General features: G+C 65.0%; 17 protein-coding genes. 8 read left to right on the forward strand and 9 right to left on the reverse strand.

What is annotated here, in order from left to right:
- Positions 1-47 precede the first annotated feature (47 nt).
- The gene (pgi, locus tag J3E61_RS03490) at positions 48-1,715 is read left to right on the forward strand and encodes a glucose-6-phosphate isomerase (protein WP_210082623.1); all 1,668 of its coding nucleotides are present in this window, start codon (positions 48-50) and stop codon (positions 1,713-1,715) included.
- Here the strand turns inward: pgi and J3E61_RS03495 are convergent.
- Together J3E61_RS03495 and J3E61_RS03500 are read right to left on the reverse strand one after the other, a co-directional pair.
- A complete protein-coding gene (locus J3E61_RS03495; RefSeq protein ID WP_210082624.1) occupies positions 1,712-2,083 on the reverse strand; it encodes a hypothetical protein in 372 nt (123 codons plus the stop codon). The two genes, pgi and J3E61_RS03495, sit on opposite strands and share 4 nt — an antisense overlap.
- 163 nt (positions 2,084-2,246) lie before the next feature.
- Positions 2,247-2,996 carry an SDR family oxidoreductase gene (locus J3E61_RS03500; RefSeq protein WP_210082625.1) on the reverse strand — a complete coding sequence of 250 codons (750 nt, stop codon included), beginning with the start codon at positions 2,994-2,996 and terminating at the stop codon, positions 2,247-2,249.
- Positions 2,997-3,084: 88 nt separating this feature from the next.
- On the opposite strand from J3E61_RS03500, the gene J3E61_RS03505 reads away from it, so the two are divergent.
- Entirely contained in the window at positions 3,085-6,267 is a 3,183-nt protein-coding gene (locus J3E61_RS03505) for an AAA family ATPase (protein WP_210082626.1), read from the forward strand.
- On the opposite strand, the gene J3E61_RS03510 is transcribed toward J3E61_RS03505, so the two are convergent.
- From J3E61_RS03510 to cobF, 3 genes are read right to left on the reverse strand one after another with little or no spacing between them, the layout of a single operon-like run.
- On the reverse strand, positions 6,260-7,123 hold the full coding sequence (locus tag J3E61_RS03510) for an Fpg/Nei family DNA glycosylase (RefSeq protein ID WP_192727106.1): 864 nt from the start codon (positions 7,121-7,123) through the stop codon (positions 6,260-6,262). The genes J3E61_RS03505 and J3E61_RS03510 overlap by 8 nt on opposite strands.
- Before the next feature lie 16 nt (positions 7,124-7,139).
- Positions 7,140-7,541 carry a phage holin family protein gene (locus J3E61_RS03515; protein ID WP_210082627.1) on the reverse strand — a complete coding sequence of 134 codons (402 nt, stop codon included), beginning with the start codon at positions 7,539-7,541 and terminating at the stop codon, positions 7,140-7,142.
- A 5-nt stretch (positions 7,542-7,546) separates the two neighbouring features.
- On the reverse strand, positions 7,547-8,290 hold the full coding sequence (cobF, locus tag J3E61_RS03520) for a precorrin-6A synthase (deacetylating) (protein WP_210082628.1): 744 nt from the start codon (positions 8,288-8,290) through the stop codon (positions 7,547-7,549).
- A gap of 115 nt (positions 8,291-8,405) precedes the next feature.
- On the opposite strand from cobF, the gene J3E61_RS03525 reads away from it, so the two are divergent.
- Together J3E61_RS03525 and J3E61_RS03530 are read left to right on the forward strand one after the other, a co-directional pair.
- Positions 8,406-9,311 (forward strand): diiron oxygenase, encoded by a 906-nt coding sequence (locus J3E61_RS03525; protein ID WP_210082629.1) that lies wholly within the window; start codon positions 8,406-8,408, stop codon positions 9,309-9,311.
- Positions 9,308-10,018 (forward strand): DUF4873 domain-containing protein, encoded by a 711-nt coding sequence (locus J3E61_RS03530; RefSeq protein WP_210082630.1) that lies wholly within the window; start codon positions 9,308-9,310, stop codon positions 10,016-10,018. The genes J3E61_RS03525 and J3E61_RS03530 overlap by 4 nt, the downstream gene beginning before the upstream one ends.
- Here J3E61_RS03530 and J3E61_RS03535 read toward each other — a convergent pair.
- Complete coding sequence (locus J3E61_RS03535) at positions 9,958-11,169, reverse strand: MFS transporter (protein WP_210082631.1); 1,212 nt, start codon at positions 11,167-11,169, stop codon at positions 9,958-9,960. The genes J3E61_RS03530 and J3E61_RS03535 overlap by 61 nt on opposite strands.
- Positions 11,170-11,189: 20 nt before the next feature.
- Positions 11,190-11,459: a DUF4235 domain-containing protein gene (locus J3E61_RS03540; protein ID WP_192727112.1), complete on the reverse strand. Its 270-nt coding sequence runs from the start codon at positions 11,457-11,459 to the stop codon at positions 11,190-11,192.
- 66 nt (positions 11,460-11,525) lie between these two features.
- Here J3E61_RS03540 and J3E61_RS03545 point away from each other — a divergent pair, with 66 nt between their 5' ends.
- From J3E61_RS03545 to J3E61_RS03560, 4 genes are read left to right on the forward strand one after another with little or no spacing between them, the layout of a single operon-like run.
- Positions 11,526-12,392 carry a TIGR03619 family F420-dependent LLM class oxidoreductase gene (locus tag J3E61_RS03545; RefSeq protein ID WP_210082632.1) on the forward strand — a complete coding sequence of 289 codons (867 nt, stop codon included), beginning with the start codon at positions 11,526-11,528 and terminating at the stop codon, positions 12,390-12,392.
- A 29-nt stretch (positions 12,393-12,421) separates the two neighbouring features.
- Positions 12,422-13,429 (forward strand): chemotaxis protein CheB, encoded by a 1,008-nt coding sequence (locus J3E61_RS03550; RefSeq protein WP_210082633.1) that lies wholly within the window; start codon positions 12,422-12,424, stop codon positions 13,427-13,429.
- Positions 13,429-14,187 carry an STAS domain-containing protein gene (locus J3E61_RS03555; protein ID WP_210082634.1) on the forward strand — a complete coding sequence of 253 codons (759 nt, stop codon included), beginning with the start codon at positions 13,429-13,431 and terminating at the stop codon, positions 14,185-14,187. Before J3E61_RS03550 ends, J3E61_RS03555 begins: the two co-directional genes overlap by 1 nt.
- Positions 14,188-14,233: 46 nt before the next feature.
- Positions 14,234-16,075: a PAS domain S-box protein gene (locus J3E61_RS03560; RefSeq protein ID WP_210082635.1), complete on the forward strand. Its 1,842-nt coding sequence runs from the start codon at positions 14,234-14,236 to the stop codon at positions 16,073-16,075.
- Here J3E61_RS03560 and J3E61_RS03565 read toward each other — a convergent pair.
- Together J3E61_RS03565 and J3E61_RS03570 are read right to left on the reverse strand one after the other, a co-directional pair.
- On the reverse strand, positions 16,072-16,464 hold the full coding sequence (locus J3E61_RS03565) for a hypothetical protein (RefSeq protein WP_210082636.1): 393 nt from the start codon (positions 16,462-16,464) through the stop codon (positions 16,072-16,074). The two genes, J3E61_RS03560 and J3E61_RS03565, sit on opposite strands and share 4 nt — an antisense overlap.
- The gene (locus J3E61_RS03570; RefSeq protein WP_210082637.1) at positions 16,461-17,522 is read right to left on the reverse strand and encodes an AraC family transcriptional regulator; all 1,062 of its coding nucleotides are present in this window, start codon (positions 17,520-17,522) and stop codon (positions 16,461-16,463) included. The genes J3E61_RS03565 and J3E61_RS03570 overlap by 4 nt, the downstream gene beginning before the upstream one ends.
- Positions 17,523-17,543 lie beyond the last annotated feature (21 nt).

A 17,543-nucleotide genomic window follows, 5' to 3' on the forward strand; every position in this document is an offset into this window, starting at 1 on the left:
TCCATCATTTACACCTTTGTTCAACCGCCCGCACTAGGGTCGAAAACATGACGGCCCAGACGCAGCAGATCCCAGATATTGCAGCCACTCCCGCCTGGCAGGCCCTTCAGCGTCACCACGACGAAATCGGTGCCAAGACGCTGCGCGAGTTCTTTGCCGACGACCCCGAGCGCGGTACTGCGCTGACGTTGACGGTCGGTGACCTGTACATCGACTACAGCAAGCACCGCGTCACCCGCGACACCCTGAAAATGCTGATCGACCTGGCCCGCACCGCCGGGCTCGAACAGCGTCGCGACGCGATGTTCTCCGGCGTGCACATCAACACCTCCGAGGACCGCGCGGTGCTGCACACGGCGCTGCGCGATCCGGTCGGCGTCGAATTGGTGGTCGACGGGCAGAACGTCGTCGAGGACGTGCACGCGGTGCTGGACAAGATGGGCGACTTCACCGACCGGTTGCGCAGCGGCGAGTGGACCGGCGCCACCGGCGAGCGCATCAAGACCGTCGTCAACATCGGCATCGGCGGCTCGGATCTGGGGCCGGTGATGGTGTACAACGCGTTGCGCCACTATGCCGACGCGGGCATCTCGGCGCGGTTCGTCTCGAACGTCGACCCCGCAGACCTGGTGGCCAAGCTCGACGGACTCGACCCTGCCACAACGCTTTTCATCGTTGCGTCGAAGACGTTCTCGACGCTGGAGACGTTGACCAACGCGACGGCGGCGCGGCGCTGGCTGACCGAAGCGTTGGGCGATGCCGCGGTGGCAAAGCATTTCGTCGCGGTGTCGACGAACAAGAAGCTGGTCGACGACTTCGGCATCAACACCGACAACATGTTCGGCTTCTGGGACTGGGTCGGCGGCCGGTACTCTGTCGACAGCGCAATCGGTTTGAGTGTGATGGCCGCTATCGGCCGTGAGCGCTTCGCCGACTTCCTGGCCGGCTTCCACATCGTCGACGAACACTTCCGCACCGCACCGCTGGAGGCCAACGCGCCGGCACTGCTCGGCCTTATCGGCTTGTGGTACAACAACTTCTTCGACGCGCAGACGCGCGCGGTGCTGCCGTATTCGAACGACTTGTCGCGGTTTGCGGCCTATCTGCAGCAGTTGACGATGGAATCCAACGGCAAGTCGGTGCGCGCCGACGGCACACCGGTGTCGACCAGCACCGGCGAGATCTTCTGGGGCGAACCGGGAACCAACGGCCAGCACGCGTTCTATCAGCTGATCCATCAGGGCACGCGACTGATCCCTGCCGACTTCATCGGGTTCTCTCAGCCCACCGACGACCTGGCGACGGCGGACGGCAGCGGCAGCATGCACGACCTGCTGATGAGTAACTTCTTCGCCCAGACGCAGGTGCTGGCGTTCGGCAAGACCGCCGACGAGATCGCGGCCGAGGGCACGCCGCCAGAAGTGGTGCCGCACAAGGTGATGCCGGGCAACCGGCCCACGACATCGATTCTCGGCACCAAGCTGACGCCCTCGGTGGTCGGCCAGTTGATCGCGTTATATGAGCATCAGGTCTTCACCGAGGGCGTCATCTGGGGCATCGACTCGTTCGACCAGTGGGGCGTCGAACTCGGCAAAACGCAGGCCAAGGCGCTGCTGCCGGTGATCACCAGCGACGCGTCGCCGGCCGAGCAGTCGGACTCCTCGACCGACGCACTTGTGCGCCGCTACCGCACCGAGCGCGGGCGAGCTGATTAGCCGGCAGGAATGTTGATGCAGCCGACGTTCGGGATGCATCCGTTGGCACCGCCGGGGCCTGCGGAGCCGCCAGGACCATAGGGCGACAGCGAACCCGAAGCGCCACCGCCGTCCGCCGACCCACCTGGGCCGTACGGAATCGCACCGGAGGCGCCGCCGCGGTCAGCCTCGCCGGACGGGCCGTAAGGGATGTTCACTTCCGCGCCACCCGGACCGACATTGCCGATGTCCGAACATGGCGTGCCGTCGGCGTTCACGCACGGCGGCGGAGGCGCAGGCTCGGCCATGGCGATCGGCGCTGCGGCGATCGAAGCTGCCGCCACGCCCGCGAACAAAATGGGGGTCATCTTCGTCAGTTTCACGATCATGAGGTTCGGCTACCACGACCGCCGACTTACTAAACCCCTAGCGCGCCTAACCACACAAACCGCGAGCGTGCGTGTCTGCCCGCCAACACGCCGCAACTTGCGTGCATTTCCGTCACGCTCGCGGGCCCTCGACCGTGCACGCTCGCGGTAGTTCGGGGCCTGACTAGGCGAACTTCGCCGCGATCTGCGGGGGCAGCAGACGCAGCACAGCCACCAGCGGCGCCCACGGCCAGCTCGGGACGGCGGCGCGGCCCGGTTCGCGTTCGATCGCGTCGACCATGGCCTTCGTACCGGTCTCGTTGTCGACCATCATCGACGTCGTATCGGCCTTGGCTGTCATCTCCGATTCGATGTAGCCCGGCTCGATGACCGTGACTTTGATAGGCCCCTTGGCATATTCAGCGCGCAGCGATTCGCCCAACGACGAAACACCGGCCTTGCTGGCGGCATACGCCGCGCGCACACCCGGCACGCCCTTGTTGGCCAGCACCGACGAAATCAGCACCAGATGTCCACCGCCCGCCGCGGTGAACATCTCGATCGCCGTCTCGATCTGGACAAGCGCCGCAACGAGATTCGTCTCGATGGTGGCCTTATTCGCCCATAGCTTGCCCGACCCCAGCCGCGCACCCTTGCCGATTCCGGCATTGACGATGATGCGGTCGATGCCGCCGAGTTCATCGGACAACTCCGCGAACACCTTCGGCACCTGTTCGTGGTCGTTGACGTCCAGCGCGGCGACCGCGACCGTGATGCCGGGATGGCGCTCCAACAGTTCGGCACGCAACGCATCGAGCCGGTCGGTGCGACGGGCGCACAGGGCCAGGTCGCGTCCCTTCGCGGCGAACTTGCGGGCCATGCCGGCGCCCAGCCCCGACGACGCACCGGTGATGAGGATCTTCTGCCGAGTCACGCGGTCAGCGTAACCAACGGAAGTTGGCGGCTCATTGCTGGTAGGACGGCATAATCACGGGTGACGCGACGAACCCGGGGGCCAACGGATGAACATTCCGGTCGGCGAAGCCACCGTGAGCTGTGCGGCGTGCGGGAACGAACTCCGCGTCAACGCGCGGTTCTGTGATTCGTGCGGATCCCCGGTCTCAGCGGAGCGCGCTGCGGGCGAACGCAAACAAGTCACGGTGTTGTTCGCCGACGTGGTCGGCTCGATGAAACTTGCGGCCACACTCGATCCCGAACGGCTTCAGGAACTGATGCACGAGTTGTTGAACCGCGCGGGCGCGGTCGTGCAGCGTTACCACGGCACGGTCGACAAGTTCACCGGCGACGGTCTGATGGCGTTGTTCGGCGCTCCCGTTGCGTTGGAGGACCACGCGTTGCGCGCCTGCTTCGCCGCACTGGAGATCCAGTCAGTCGCGAAAGGCCTTTCCGCCGAACTACATCGGCGCGACGGCGTCGACATGCAACTCCGTGTCGGGCTGAACTCCGGTGAGGCGATAACCGGTGAAATCGGGCTTGGCCCAAACCCGTACACCGCGGTGGGCCATCCCGTCGGCATGGCGCAACGGATGGAGGCCGCCGCACCACCGGGCGGGGTGCTGTGCTCGATGTCGACCGCGCAGCTCGTCGAGCAGGCGGCCCGGCTGGGACCGGTCATGACGGTCGATGTCAAAAATGAATCGCAGCCCGTGCCCGCGCGAGAGCTGCATGCGGTCGAATCCGGTCGAACCGTCGCGGTGCGTGACTACGGCCCCATGCTGGGCCGCGGGCCGGCCATGACCGCACTCGCGCACACCTTTGCCGTCGAGCATGGAGCTGTCGTCGGCGTCGTCGGCGCACCCGGTCTTGGCAAGAGCCGGCTGATCCGGGAGTTCGGCGGCTGGGCCACGGCAAGAGATGTCGACGTCGTTTTGGCGCGCTGCGAGGCGCACACCGCCGATGTCCCGTTCCGCGCACTGTCGCGGACATTGCGCGCGATGTTCAGGATCGACCAGCTCAGCGGCGACGCGGCACGCCGACATGTCCTCGACCAGCTCGGCCGCGTTGCACCGGACCCTGACGACACTCGAATCCTGTTCGATCTGCTCGGTATCGGCGACCCAGCCACGGCAGCGGGCGAGGTCAGCGTCGATGCCCAGCGCCGCCGCTTGGTCGACATGATGGTCAGCGCCGTTCTGGCCCGTGGCACAAGGACTTTGGTCGTGCTGGAGGACGCCCATTGGATCGACGCCACCAGCGATGCGACGTTCGCCGAGTTCGCCGCCACGTTGCGTGCCACTCCCGCGGTTCTCGTCGTCACCTACCGACCCGAATACAGCGGCGCGCTGGAAGCGATCTTCGACACGACAGTTGCACTGCAGCCTCTGACCGATGAGACCACGGTCGAACTGATAACCGGTTTGGTCGGCCAGCATCCGAGCGTCGCTGGGCTTGCACAACGCATTGCAGACCGAGCCGCGGGGAACCCATTCTTCGCCGAGGAGATCGTTCGCGATCTGGCCGGCCGTGACGTACTCACCGGCAGCCGAGGTGATTACAAGCTGAACGGCGACCTAGATGAGATCGCTGTTCCCGCGACGGTTCAGTCCGTGCTCGCAGCGCGCATCGATCGGTTACCGCCAAGCGCAAAGTCGATTCTGAACGCCGCGGCGGTCATCGGTACCCGGTTCGACCTCGATAGTGTGCGGGCACTGCTGACCGACGCGGAGCCACGTCACCTCGCCGAACTCGTATCAGCCGAACTCGTCGACCAGACGGAATTCGTTCCGCGACAACAGTATTGCTTCCGCCATCCGCTGGTGCGCACAGTCGCGTACGCGTCCCAGCTGACCGCAACGCGGGCCGAGGCACACAAACGCCTTGCTGCGGCGATCGAGGCCCGCAATCCGGCAGGCGCAGCGGAGAACGCGGCGCTGATCGCCGCTCACCTCGAGCAGGCAGGCGAAGCTGCCGCCGCCTACGTGTGGCATATGCGCGCTGCGGAGTGGCTGCGATTCCGTGACTTGCCTGCCGCACGGGCAAGCTGGATGAAGGCCCGCGAACTCGCCGATCAACTTCCCGGCGACGCAGAGTCGGTTGCATCCATGCGAATTGCCCCGCGCACGATGCTGGCATCGACCGCTCATCTCGTCGGCGGCGAGGAGGACACCGACGGCCGTTATCGCGAGCTTCGCGAATTGACCACCCAGGCAGGTGATTTGCTCTCACTGGCGCTTGGCACGGCAGGCCAGATCATATCGCTGTCAACCAACCACAACCGCCTCTCGGATGCAGCGCAGCTGGCGTCGGAACTGGGCGCAATGGTCGATCACCTCGACTGCCCCGAACCGACCAAGCTGGAAATCCTGCACAGCGTCACATGGGCGCATTTCCTCGCGTGCGACTTCCCATCTGCCCTCAGCGCAATCGACCGGCAGAAAGGATTGGCCGGTGAGTCAGCAGCAATCTCGAAAGCGCAGACGCTGTCCGTTCGCGGTGCCATCGAGATCTATGCCGGTGATTACGAGAACGGCCGTCGACACTTTCGGCAAGCGATCGAGCAGGCGCGAATCCTGCATCCGGTGACCTACGCACAGGTATTGACCGGCCGGTCCTGGTTCGTCGCAATGGGTCTCGACGAAGCCGACGAGCTGATGCCCCAGACTCGGGAAGCGCTGCTGAAGACACGCGCGTTCGGCGACAACTTCGGCATCGTTTCGGCACTGTGGGCGCACGGCACGGTGCTGTTGCGCGCGGATCCCGCCGCACGCGCAGAAGCCATCGGCCTGCTCGAGGAAGCCCGTGCCGGCATAGAGAGGCAGGGGATTCAGACATTCCTGTGGTGTTCGGTCGCCGCCGACCTCGCTGTGGATTACGCACGCAAGGGTGCGCAAGACGACGCCATCGACACTGCACGTCGCGCCTACCGCAGCCCGCTGGGGGCAGGAAGCCCACCGATGATCGGTCGCACCGCAGAGACGCTCATCGAACTACTTCTGGAGCGCGGCTCACCAGCGGACGTCGCTGAGGCGCGCAGCGTGGCCACCGCGGTCGCAGAAATGCGGCTACCCGCTCCCGTGGCCGCCATCGACCTGTGTCGGCTGAAGTGCCGGCTCATGGTTTCCAAGTCGGAAGGCGACGCCGCCGGATATGCCGCCCTCGCCCCGCAATACCTGGCGGTGGTCGAGCGCCTCGACGCCCGCGGACGCCTGGCCGAAGCGCGCCGGATGGTCGCCGAGGTTATTTGAGCAGCCGCGAGAGCCGTCGATCGGCCAACACCTTGCCGCCGGTCTGACACGTCGGGCAGTACTGAAATGACTTGTCCGCGAACGAGACTTCACGCACCGTGTCGCCGCACACCGGACACGGCAGCCCCGTCCGCGCATGCACCCGCAGGCCCGATCGCTTCTCCCCCTTCAACGTGGCCGCCTGCTGCCCGACCGACCGCGTAACCGCATCGGTCAACACGCTGATCATCGCGTCGTGCAAGGCAGAGAGTTGCGCGTCGGTCAGCTTGCCCGCCGTTGCGAACGGCGACAGCTTGGCCACATGCAGGATCTCGTCGCTGTACGCGTTGCCGATCCCGGCGATCACCTTCTGGTCGGTGATCACGGTCTTGATCCGCCCGCTCTGCCCCGAAAGCACACCAGCCAGACCCTCGGGATCCAGCGACAGCGCGTCGGGCCCGAGTCCGGCGATCTGCGGCACCTTCATCGGATCGTCAACCAGCCACACCGCCAACCGCTTCTGCGTGCCCGCCTCGGTGAGGTCGAATCCCGGTGCTTCCCCGGGAGTTCCGAGATGAACACGCAATGCGATCGGCCCCTTGCCAGGCTTCAGCGGCGCAGCGGCAAGCTTGTCCGACCAGCGCAGCCAACCCGCCCGCGACAGGTGGGTGATCAGATGCAACTCGCCCACCTCGAGGCCAAGGTACTTCCCCCACCGGTTGGCCCCGGTGACGGTTTGGCCGTGCAACACGTTGATGGGCGGATCGAACGTTTTGAGCACCGAGAGCGCGGACACATCGACGCGCCCGACGGTCAGCCCGACGGCGTGCCGGCGCAGATGATCGGCCAGCGCCTCGATCTCGGGTAGTTCCGGCATAGGACCAGTGTGCCAATCAATCCCGCGCGCGGCGTCCCGCGTCGCGAGTGAGCAGCGACAGCAGCCAGCTCACGATCGACAGCACGATCGCCGCCCAGATCGCCGTCCACCAGAAATCGTCGATGTACAGCCCCCAGTGGGTGGTGTGGTCGGTGATCCACGACGTGATCCACAACATCAACGCGTTGATGACGACGTGGATCAGACCCAGCGTGAGTATGTACAGCGGGATCGAAATGAGTTGGACGACCGGTTTGATGATCGCGTTGACCAGGCCGAAGATCACCGCGACGACGAAGATGATGCCGACCCTGGTCAGGGTGGTGTCCCCGCCGATGAAGCGGATGCCGGGGACGATGAGGGTGACCACCCACAGCGCGACCCCGGTGAGCGCCGCGCGCAGCAGGAAGCTCCCCATGGCCGCTAGTCTGCCGGGCGCAGCAGGTAGGTGTCCATGAGCCAGCCGTGGCGGGCGCGCGCGTCGGCCCGCATCTCCACGATCTTGTCGCCGACGTCGCCGACGGCCCCGGACACCAGCAATTCATCCGGCGTGCCCAGGTAGGCGCCCCACCAGATGCGGGTCTGCGGCGGGCAGACCTGAAACGAGCAATCGCCGTCGAGCATCACTACCGCGGCGCCGGACAAGCCGGCCTCTCGCAGCTGCCTACCGGTAGTGATGAGCACCGGCTCCCCGACGTCGTTGAGCGGGATGCGGTGTCGCGCCGTCAGCGCCTGGATCGCGGTGACGCCCGGTATCACGTCGTACTCGATGTCGACGCGGGTGGCGACGAGGTCCAGGATCCGCAGCGTGCTGTCGTACAGCGACGGGTCGCCCCACGCCAGAAACGCGCCGACGTCGCCGGGCTTCAGTTCTGAGGAGATCGCATCGGCCCACACCTGCGCGCGCGCTGCATGCCAATCCGCGACGGCCTGCCGGTAGTCACCGGACTTGGCCCGCTGCGGATCAGGCAGCTCGACGAACCGGTATCCGGGTTCGCGGATGAACCGCTCGCAGATCAGCCGTCGCAGCGCGACCAGGTCGTCCTTGGCCGATCCCTTGTCCATTGCGAAGAACACCTGGGTGTCGTTCAGCGCATCGACCGCCTGCGCCGTCACATAGTCCGGATCGCCCGCGCCGATGCCGATCACATGGATCCGCCGCGTCACGCAAGCGAGTATGCCATTGACCAGCGATTACCCCAGGTATGCGGTACCGGGGGTATTGACATCTTCGGCATCGGGTACCTAACTTCTAGGTGACAGCAACGAAGGGATGTCAGCGATGACAGCTTCGGTACGGGCGAACGCCGCCGCCGGTCGCGAGGAGTTCTCCGAGCGCCTGCTCAAGGGTTCGGTCAAGAAGTCCTACGCGCCGATCGTCGACATCGACTGGGACGCCCCGCTGGATCCGGACAAGTTCTTCCTGCCGCCGAAGACCGTTTCGCTGTACGGAACCCCGTTGTGGGACAACATGACCCGCGCACAGCAGATCGAGTTGTCGCGGCAGGAACTCGTCAACACGCTGTCAGCGGGCATCTGGTTCGAAAACATCCTCAACCAGGCGCTGCTTCGCAAGATGATGCACCAGGATCCGACCGCGAAAGCCACGCACTACGAACTGACCGAACTCGGCGACGAGACGCGGCACATGGTGATGTTCGGCAAGGCCATCGAGCGGGTCGGCGCAAAGCCGGTGCGGCCCAGGTACTACCAGCGCGTCATCATCAACGCGTTGCCGTTCGCGTTCCAGGGCCCGATGCTGTGGGTGGCCGCGCTGATCGGCGAGGAGATCTTCGACTCGCTGCAGCGCCAGATGATGGACGACGATGACCTACAGCCAATGATCCAGCGCCTCATGCGCATTCACGTCACCGAGGAGGCTCGGCACATTCAGTTCGCCCGCGACGGCCTGCGTAAGCGCGTCCCGCACATGCGGGCTCTGCCGAAGTTCTTCGTCGCCAACATCAACGGAGTCGGCGGGCTGTTCTTCCGCTTCCTGTTCACCAACAAGGTGCAGTACCGCCGCGTCGGACTCGACGCCCGCGAGGCCCGCCGGATGGCCCGTGAGAGCGCACACCGTCAACAAACCCAGATACTCGGGTTCGCCCCGCTGGCAGCATTTCTGGAGGAGGTCGGGCTGATGGGTCCGATTGCCAGGCGGATGTGGAAGCGCAGTAACTTTCTGTGAGTGAGATCGACGACGTCGCGTTCGTCAACGCCGAGCGGATCGCACGCCTGCGTCCGGTCTTTGACGAGAGCACTCATACCTGGACGCTGCAGGGCGAGCGAACGCGCGCACGGGTGCTGATCGCAACCGATGGCGCGGTGCCGGACGGCGCCGACCGCGATTCGCTCGGTCTGGACCCTTATCTCGGTGTGGCGGTGCACGGCTTGCCGAACTACTTTCTCATCACCGGCTCCGATGTCGCCGCGCAAAAGAGTTACATCGCAAAGTGTTTGCAGGTGATGGCCGCCACCGAAACCACCCGCATCGAGGTGCGCTACAGCACTCAGCGCCACTTCGCCGAGAAACGGCCGGGGCGGATCCAATGGCGGCGGGTCGCCAAACACATCCGGCGCGCATTCGATCTGAGCTCGCGCATCACCGCAGACGAGCTGTACGACGGCCGCGCCACCGTGCACATCGGTGACGACGGTCGTGATGCCCGTGTCCGGCTGACCGGGCACTTCGATCCCATCGATGGTCAATACCATTGGCAGGGAACGATTCTCGAGGCATTGGACGGCACCGAGAAACTACCCAAGCCGGCCGTCGTCACCATCGGCAACCGATCCGCTGCTGCCCGCATCACTGAACGCACGCCGCAGGGCGGTTACTCGGTCGTCGGTGTGGGGGCGCCTCCCTTCGCGCTCGAAGTGACAGCCGTGCGATAGCCGCCCAGGCCGACGACCAGCAAGCCCACCGCGAACACGCCACCGACAATGCCCGAAACCAGCAGCGGCACATGGCCGTCGGCGCCCCACAGCAAGCCTGCCCACAGCCCGGCGCCCAGCACCGCAAAACCACTCGCACCTTGAAACACCCCTTGCGCGCTGGCTTGCAGATCCGATCCGACGAGCGACGAAATCCACGCCTTGCCAACGCCATCCGTGCAGCCGGTGAACAGTCCGTACACCCCGATCAACAGCCAGGCAGCCACCGTGTCGGTGGTCAGCCCCAGCCCGGTGTAGCCGATCGCGAAGAACACCACCCCGATGCCGAATACGGCAGGCCGGGGTATGCGGTCAGCCAGCAGGCCTGCGGGATAACTGGAGATGGCATACACCGCGTTGTAGGTGACGTAGGCCAGGATCACCTCGACCACTGAGAAGCCGATTTCGTTGAGCCGCAACAGAAGCAACGCGTCGGGGAAGTTCACCAGACCGAACACGACCAGTGCGGCCGTCACTCGCCAATAGTGACGAGGCAGGTCCCGCACCCTGGCGAACATCGCGCGCCGCTGCGCACGCGGCAGCACCTGCCGGGTCTCGCGCACCAGAAACACCAGCGCGACGCTCAACACCGCGGGCACGACGGCAACCCACAGCAGCGGCGGAATCTGATGGTCGAGCAACTCGTAGCCGGCGAGGCCGAGTAGCGGGCCCACCACGGCGCCCAGCGTGTCCATGGCGCGGTGAAACCCGAACACCCGTCCCCGCGCGGAGTCGTCGATGTCGACCACCAGCAGCGCATCACGTGGCGCGCCGCGAATTCCCTTGCCGAGCCGGTCGACAACGCGGCCCGCCAGCACGCCCGGCCAACCGGCGGCCGCGGCCACCATCACCTTGCCCAGCGCAGCCATGCCGTATCCCGTTGCGATCAACGGCCGCTTCGCAAACCGGTCACCCAACGGTCCGGCCGCCAGCTTGGTCAGTGACGCCGCGCCTTCGGCCGCGCCCTCGACGGCGCCGACGACCGAGGGCGGCGCACCGAGAACAGCTGTCAGGTAAATAGGCAGCAGCGGATACAGCAGTTCGCTCGCCGCGTCCTGAAGAAACGAGACAGCGGAAAGTACCCGCACATTGCGGGTCAGCCAGGCGCGCACCTACGCAATGATGCCTGGCGTTACTGCGGATCCTCGTTGGTCAGCGCCTGAAACCCCTTCGCTTGGCCGCGGGCCAGCGCTGCGCGCACGACACCGACGATCAACCCCTGCACAGCCGCGGCGATGAAGGCCTCCTTTGTGGAGCGTGACAGGTCCTGGGGCTCTGGCGGTTCCTCGTCGGACGGGCTGACCCGCTGCCAGATCTCGGTGAAGATCTTGCCCGCCAGCAGGCCGCCTGCGACGCTACTGACGATGGACAGGGGCTTGTACAGTGCTTTGGCCGCGCTCATGGACATCCACGTTCCCGTGGACACGATCCCTAAACGTTAAACTAGAACACGTTCTAGTATGGCGATGTGCGCTTTACTTTCGCCGAGGCGATGACGGATCCCACCTACTACATCCCGCTGGCCAAGGCGGCCGAGGCCGCGGGGTATCACGCGATGACGATCCCCGACAGCGTCGCCTACCCGCTGGAGTCGGACTCGAAATACCCGTACACCCCCGACGGCAGCCGCGAGTTCCTCGACGGCAAGTCGTTCATCGAGGCCTTCGTGATGGCGGGCGCGCTGTGCGCGGTCACCACGACGCTGAAGTTCAACTTCTTCGTGCTCAAGCTGCCGATCCGCCCGCCTGCGCTGGTCGCCAAGCAAGCCGGGTCCGTGGCGGCACTGTTCGACAACCGGCTCGGGCTCGGCGTCGGCACCAGCCCATGGCCGGAGGACTACGAACTGATGGGCGTCCCATTCGCGAAGCGCGGCAAGCGAATGGACGAGTGCATCGAGATCATCAGGGGGCTCACCTCCGGCGAATACTTCGAGTTCCACGGCGAGTTCTACGACATCCCCAAAACGAAAATGACGCCCGCGCCAACAAAGCCGATCCCGATCCTCGTCGGCGGTCACGCAGAGGCGGCGCTGCGGCGGGCCGCCCGATGCGACGGGTGGATGCACGGCGGCGGTGCGCCCGAGGAACTCGACGGATTGATCAAGCGGCTCAATCAGATTCGCGAAGAGGAAGGCCGCACCGGCCCTTTCGAGATCCACGTGATCTCGGGCGACGCGTACACCCTCGACGGCATCAAACGCCTCGAAGACAAGGGCGTCACCGATGTCATCGTCGGCTTCCGGTACCCATACATCATGGGTCTGGACAGCGAGCCGCTGGACAAAAAGATCCGCCACGTCGAAAAGTTCGCAGAAAAGGTCATCTCCAAGGTCTGACTACCGCCTGATGTGGGTAGTCCCTCGGCATGGCGAGCTCATCGCCGTCGGACGTTCAACCACAGGGTGTAGTCGCGGTCGGCGCATCTGCGGGTGGTGTCGAGGCCCTGACGCGAATGGCCGCTGGGCTGCCCGCAGATCTGGCGTTCCCGGTGCTGATGGTGCTGCACGTGCCGGCGAGCGCACCAAGTGTCTTGGCGCGAATCGTCGATCGCAGCGGGCCGCTGCCCGCCGAATCGGCGAAGAATGGCGCCCCGTTGACGGCGGGGCGCATCTATGTGGCGATCCCCGACCACCACCTGCTGGTCCACGATCACCGATTGACGTTGTCGGAGGGGCCGACTGAGAACGGCTACCGACCGGCAATCAACGCGTTGTTCCGTTCTGCTGCGCTGGAATTCGGCCCCCGGACGATAGGTGTCCTGCTGTCCGGTGTGCTGGACGACGGGGTCGCCGGGCTTGGCGCCATCCAAGCCCGAGGAGGAACGACGATCGTGCAACAACCCGACGACGCGCTGTATCCCACCATGCCTAAGAACGCGATCCACGCGGGTGTGGCCGATCTGCAGGCCACGGCGACCGATGTCGGCGCGGTCCTGAAGCGCCTGGCCGATCGAGAGATCAAGGAGCGCCCGATCGACCCCGACACGAACATAAAACTGGAGAACCGCATCGCCATGGGAAAGCGATTCGAAGTATCGATCGAGGGCGACACATTGGGCCCGCCATCGGGATACACCTGCCCCGATTGCAACGGGTCGCTGATGACGCTGAGCGACACCAGCTATCGCTGCCGCGTCGGGCACGCCTGGACCGCCGACGCGTTACTCAAGGCCAGGGATGACGAAGTCGAGGGAGCGGTTTGGGTGGCCCTTCGCAGCCTGAAGGAAAAGGCGAACCTGTCCCGCCGCCTGGCGCAGAGAGTCGGCCCAGGGGCACTCTTCGATCGATACAACAAAGTGGCCGACGAGGCCGAACGGGCGATGACCGTCCTCGGAGAACGGCTGTGGGACTCGCCGGGACAGTTGAAGGACTGATGTCTTCCAGCGCCGGGGCACCACTGCTGGTCACCGCGGACAGAATCGGCGACATGACGCTGTTGATGGCCGGCGGCCTCCTTGACAGCACCAGCTATCTGACGTTGCGCGACACCGTCATCAAGGCCGCCCTTGCAGAACCCGCCGCCGTGATCATCGACGTCACTGATCTGGTCGTGCCCGCCACTTCGGCGTGGGCGGTGTTCACGAGCGCACGCTGGCATGTCGGAACATGGCCCGAGATACCCATCGTGCTGGTGTCCGCCAACCCCGCCGTGCGTGATGCGCTGAGGCGCAACGGGGTGACCCGGTATGTCCCCGTCTACCCCACCGCAGAAGACGCGGCCCTCGGCACTGCTCATCACGGCATTCAGGGACGACGGCGCGCACGAGGCGCCTTGCCTGCCGATATCAGCAGCTTGGCACATTCACGTCAGCTCGTTGAGGGTTGGCTGACGGCGTGGAAGCTGGACGAACTGATTCCGGTGACCAAGATCGTGGCGACCAGCCTCGTCGAAAATGTTCTGCAGCACACCGCGAGCGCGCCGATCATCCGGCTGGAGACCGACGGCGTCACGGTCACGGTGGCCGTCGAAGACGAAAGCCACCATCTGGCCGAACTGGCCGAAGCGTCCGACGGGACGCAGATGCCATCGGGTCTGCGCTTCGTGGCCGCACTGTCACGGGTTTGGGGCAATGCCCCGACTTCGTCCGGAAAAACCGTCTGGGCCGTGCTCGGTCCTGAGAACCGCTTGTAGCAGAACCGAGTAAGTTCACGGAAGGCCACTCGGCGGACGGGACGTGATGGACGAGCAAGTAGGCGACGAGGCTTTCGAGGCTTTATTGCGCTATATGCGCTATTCCCGGGGTTTCGATTTCACGGGTTACAAGCGCTCGTCGCTGATGCGTCGGGTACGTCACCGGATGGAGAGAATCGGCGCTGACTCTTTCGAGCGGTACCTCGACACGCTGCAGGCCAGCGCCGACGAGTTCAACGAGCTCTTCAACACGATCTTGATCAATGTGACGACATTCTTCCGCGATCCGTCCGCGTGGGAGTTTCTCAAGACCGACGTCATACCCAGCCTGCTCGCCGGGATCGGACCGAACGATCCCGTCCGCGTGTGGACTGCCGGTTGTGCTTCCGGCGAGGAGCCGTACAGCCTGGCGATGGTGCTTGCCGAGGCGCTCGGCGTCGACGCGTTCAGCCGGCGGGTCAAGATCTACGCCACCGACATCGACGAGCACGCCCTTGCGCAGGCGCGGGCGGCGAGTTACGAAGCCAAAGCGGTCGAGTCTGTTCCAAAAGAGTTGTTGGACAAGTACTTCGACCGCACCGCCGACCGGTTCAACATCCGCAAGGACCTGCGTCGCGCCGTCATATTCGGCCGCAACGATCTGGTCAGAGACGCGCCGATCTCCCGGGTCGACCTGTTGTCGTGCCGCAACACCCTGATGTACATGAACGGCGAGACACAGCGCGGCGTGTTGAACCGCCTGCATTACGCGCTTGGCCCGCACGGCATCCTGTTCCTTGGCCACGCCGAGATGCTGCTGAGCCATTCCGACCGGTTCACCCCGATCAACCTCGAAGCCAGGGTGTTCCGGAAGGCGACGGGTTCACATGTGGCCGTCGAAAAGTACGACTCCTCAGCCGCGCTGCCACGCCACGGCGAGTTGGCTGGTCTCAACGCGGTGCGGGAACTGGCCTTTCGTTCCAACCCGGTACCCCAGATCGTGGTGACCGGCGATGACACGGTGGCGATGGTCAACGAGCGTGCAGAGCAGATCTTCGGCCTGTCGGCCCGCGATGTCGGTCGGCTACTGCGCGACCTCGAAGTGTCTTACCGGCCGTTGGAGCTCCGAACGTACCTCGATCAGGTCAAGCACAATCGGCGGGCCGCCTTGGTGCCAGATGTGCAGTGGCAACGGGCAAGTGGGGAAACCAGCTGGTATGAGGTTCACATCAATCCGCTGACGGATTCCGACAACGGTGTGCTCGGCATATCCATCGCCTATTTCGACGTGACCACCAACAAGGTATTGGTCGACAAGGTCGTCGACGCGAACAAGCAACTCGAAACCGCTTACGAGGAACTGCAATCCACCAACGAAGAGCTCGAGACCACCAACGAAGAATTGCAGTCGACTATCGAGGAACTCGAAACCACCAACGAAGAACTGCAATCCACCAACGAAGAGCTCGAGACGATGAACGAGGAGCTGCAGTCGACCAACGACGAGCTGCACACGATCAACGACGAATTGCAGTCCCGCAGCGTCGAACTCGAGACCGCCCGAACATTCGTCGACTCGCTGGTCGATTCGATCTACCTGGGCATGACGGTCGTCGACAAGGAGATGCGGGTACTGATCTGGAATCGCGGCTGCGAAGAGTTGTGGGGCCTGCGGACCGAGGAGACGGTCGGGGCCATGCTGCCCGATCTGGACTTCGGGCTGCCTATGGACGAGGTCAAGCAGCTGATCGGTAAGGCGTTCGTCGACCTCGACTCGTTCGGCGAGGCGACCGTCGACGCGATCAACCGGCGTGGACGGTCGCTACGGATCCGCGTGTCCTGCACGGCTTTTCGCGACTCCGCCAATTCCATCAACGGTGCCGTGCTGTTGATGGAGGCGCAGGCCTAGAGCTGCTGTCGCGCGTCGTTCTCCTCGGCGATCCGTTGCTCGCCCGCGGCCAGTCGGTGGAAGGCGGCGGCTTCGCGGTGACGCTCGGCGGCGTCTTGATGAGCCCCGACGTTGCGATCACTGGCCTGCATGGCGACCTGCTCGTGGACCGCGGCCGCTCGCAGATGAGCTTCTTCCGCGTCGACATGCCGGTTCGCCGCGGCGTGATGCGCACGGCGGGCCCGTTCGAGGGCTTCGCCCGCACGCACCTTCGCCTGTTGCACCGCCGCAGTAGTCACCGGCAAACCGTGAGCCAACTCGTCGAGACGCGTACGCAATTCGTCTGCGCGCCCCCTGGCGCAATCTGCTCGCGATTGCGCCGACTGGTCCCCGATTGCCGTGTTGTTCACCCCCGCAAGGTCTGGTGAGGGCTTTGCCCGTACGTCTGACGGTAGAGCACCGCGAACCGTCCGGTATGGGCAAATCCCCAGCGCGCGGCGATCTCGGTGACCGTGTCGTGTCTGCGGTCAGCGGCCGAGAGCTCCAGGTGCGCATAGTGAAGCCGGATCCGCCGCAGATACTGCAGTGGCGTCGAGTCCAGATGACGCCGGAACATGTACTGCACCGTTCGGGGCGTGACATGAATGGTCTCGGCGATGTCGGCCAGCGAGATGTCGTTGGTTGCGTTGGCGTCCATGTATTCGATGGCGCGGCGCAATAACACCGGCCTGCCGTCGGTGAGGTCAGCTGTCGTCGTCTGCGGCCCGGCGGTGTTCGGGAACGTCGAGAGCATCACCGCGGCCAGCAGCCGGCTTGCATGGCCTGCAATCAGCGGCGTGACGGGGACGTCGCCCGACAACACGGTCCGTACCACGTAGGCGACGGTGTTCTTCCACAACCGTCCGGCCGCCTCGTCCACCGGTTGCAGGCTCGTGAACCGTATCGGCGCCGGCGCCTGCCCGGTCGGAACGCCCGCGGCAACGCTGGCCACCACTGCGGGATCGAGCAGGACCGCTGTCGCGCGCAGATCGTTGACACGGGAACGGTGCGGAAGATCCGGCTGGCTCAGCAGCGCGACCTGATCCGCGGCGGCTGCGACGGACAACCCTGCGCACTCGCTGGTGACGCTGCCCCTGGCCGTCCATATGCCGATGACCTTGTTCATCGGATCTGGGGCGGCCTCGACGTCGCCGGCCACCCGCACCTCGTCGACGGCGAATGTCCCCGCCGCCCTGCGAACATGGGTCAGCAGTGCGTCGTCGCGGCGCCGTTCAGCGTTCCAGCGCAGCCTCAACCTCACGCCGTACGCCTCCTCGAGGAAGCGCTCGGCTTCACCGGCGTCGGTGAGTCTGACCTGCCAACGGGCCGGCTGTTCGACTTTCGATGCGAATGTGTCGATTGTGATCACCTCCCGCATGGGGGGGAACAAGCAACGGGGCTGGGGCTCAACCCCCGGTATTCGCACCATACACCGGTTCTCTGACGGGAT

It is taken from the genome of Mycobacterium sp. OAE908, assembly GCF_017872775.1.
In the GTDB taxonomy this organism is placed as follows: domain Bacteria; phylum Actinomycetota; class Actinomycetes; order Mycobacteriales; family Mycobacteriaceae; genus Mycobacterium.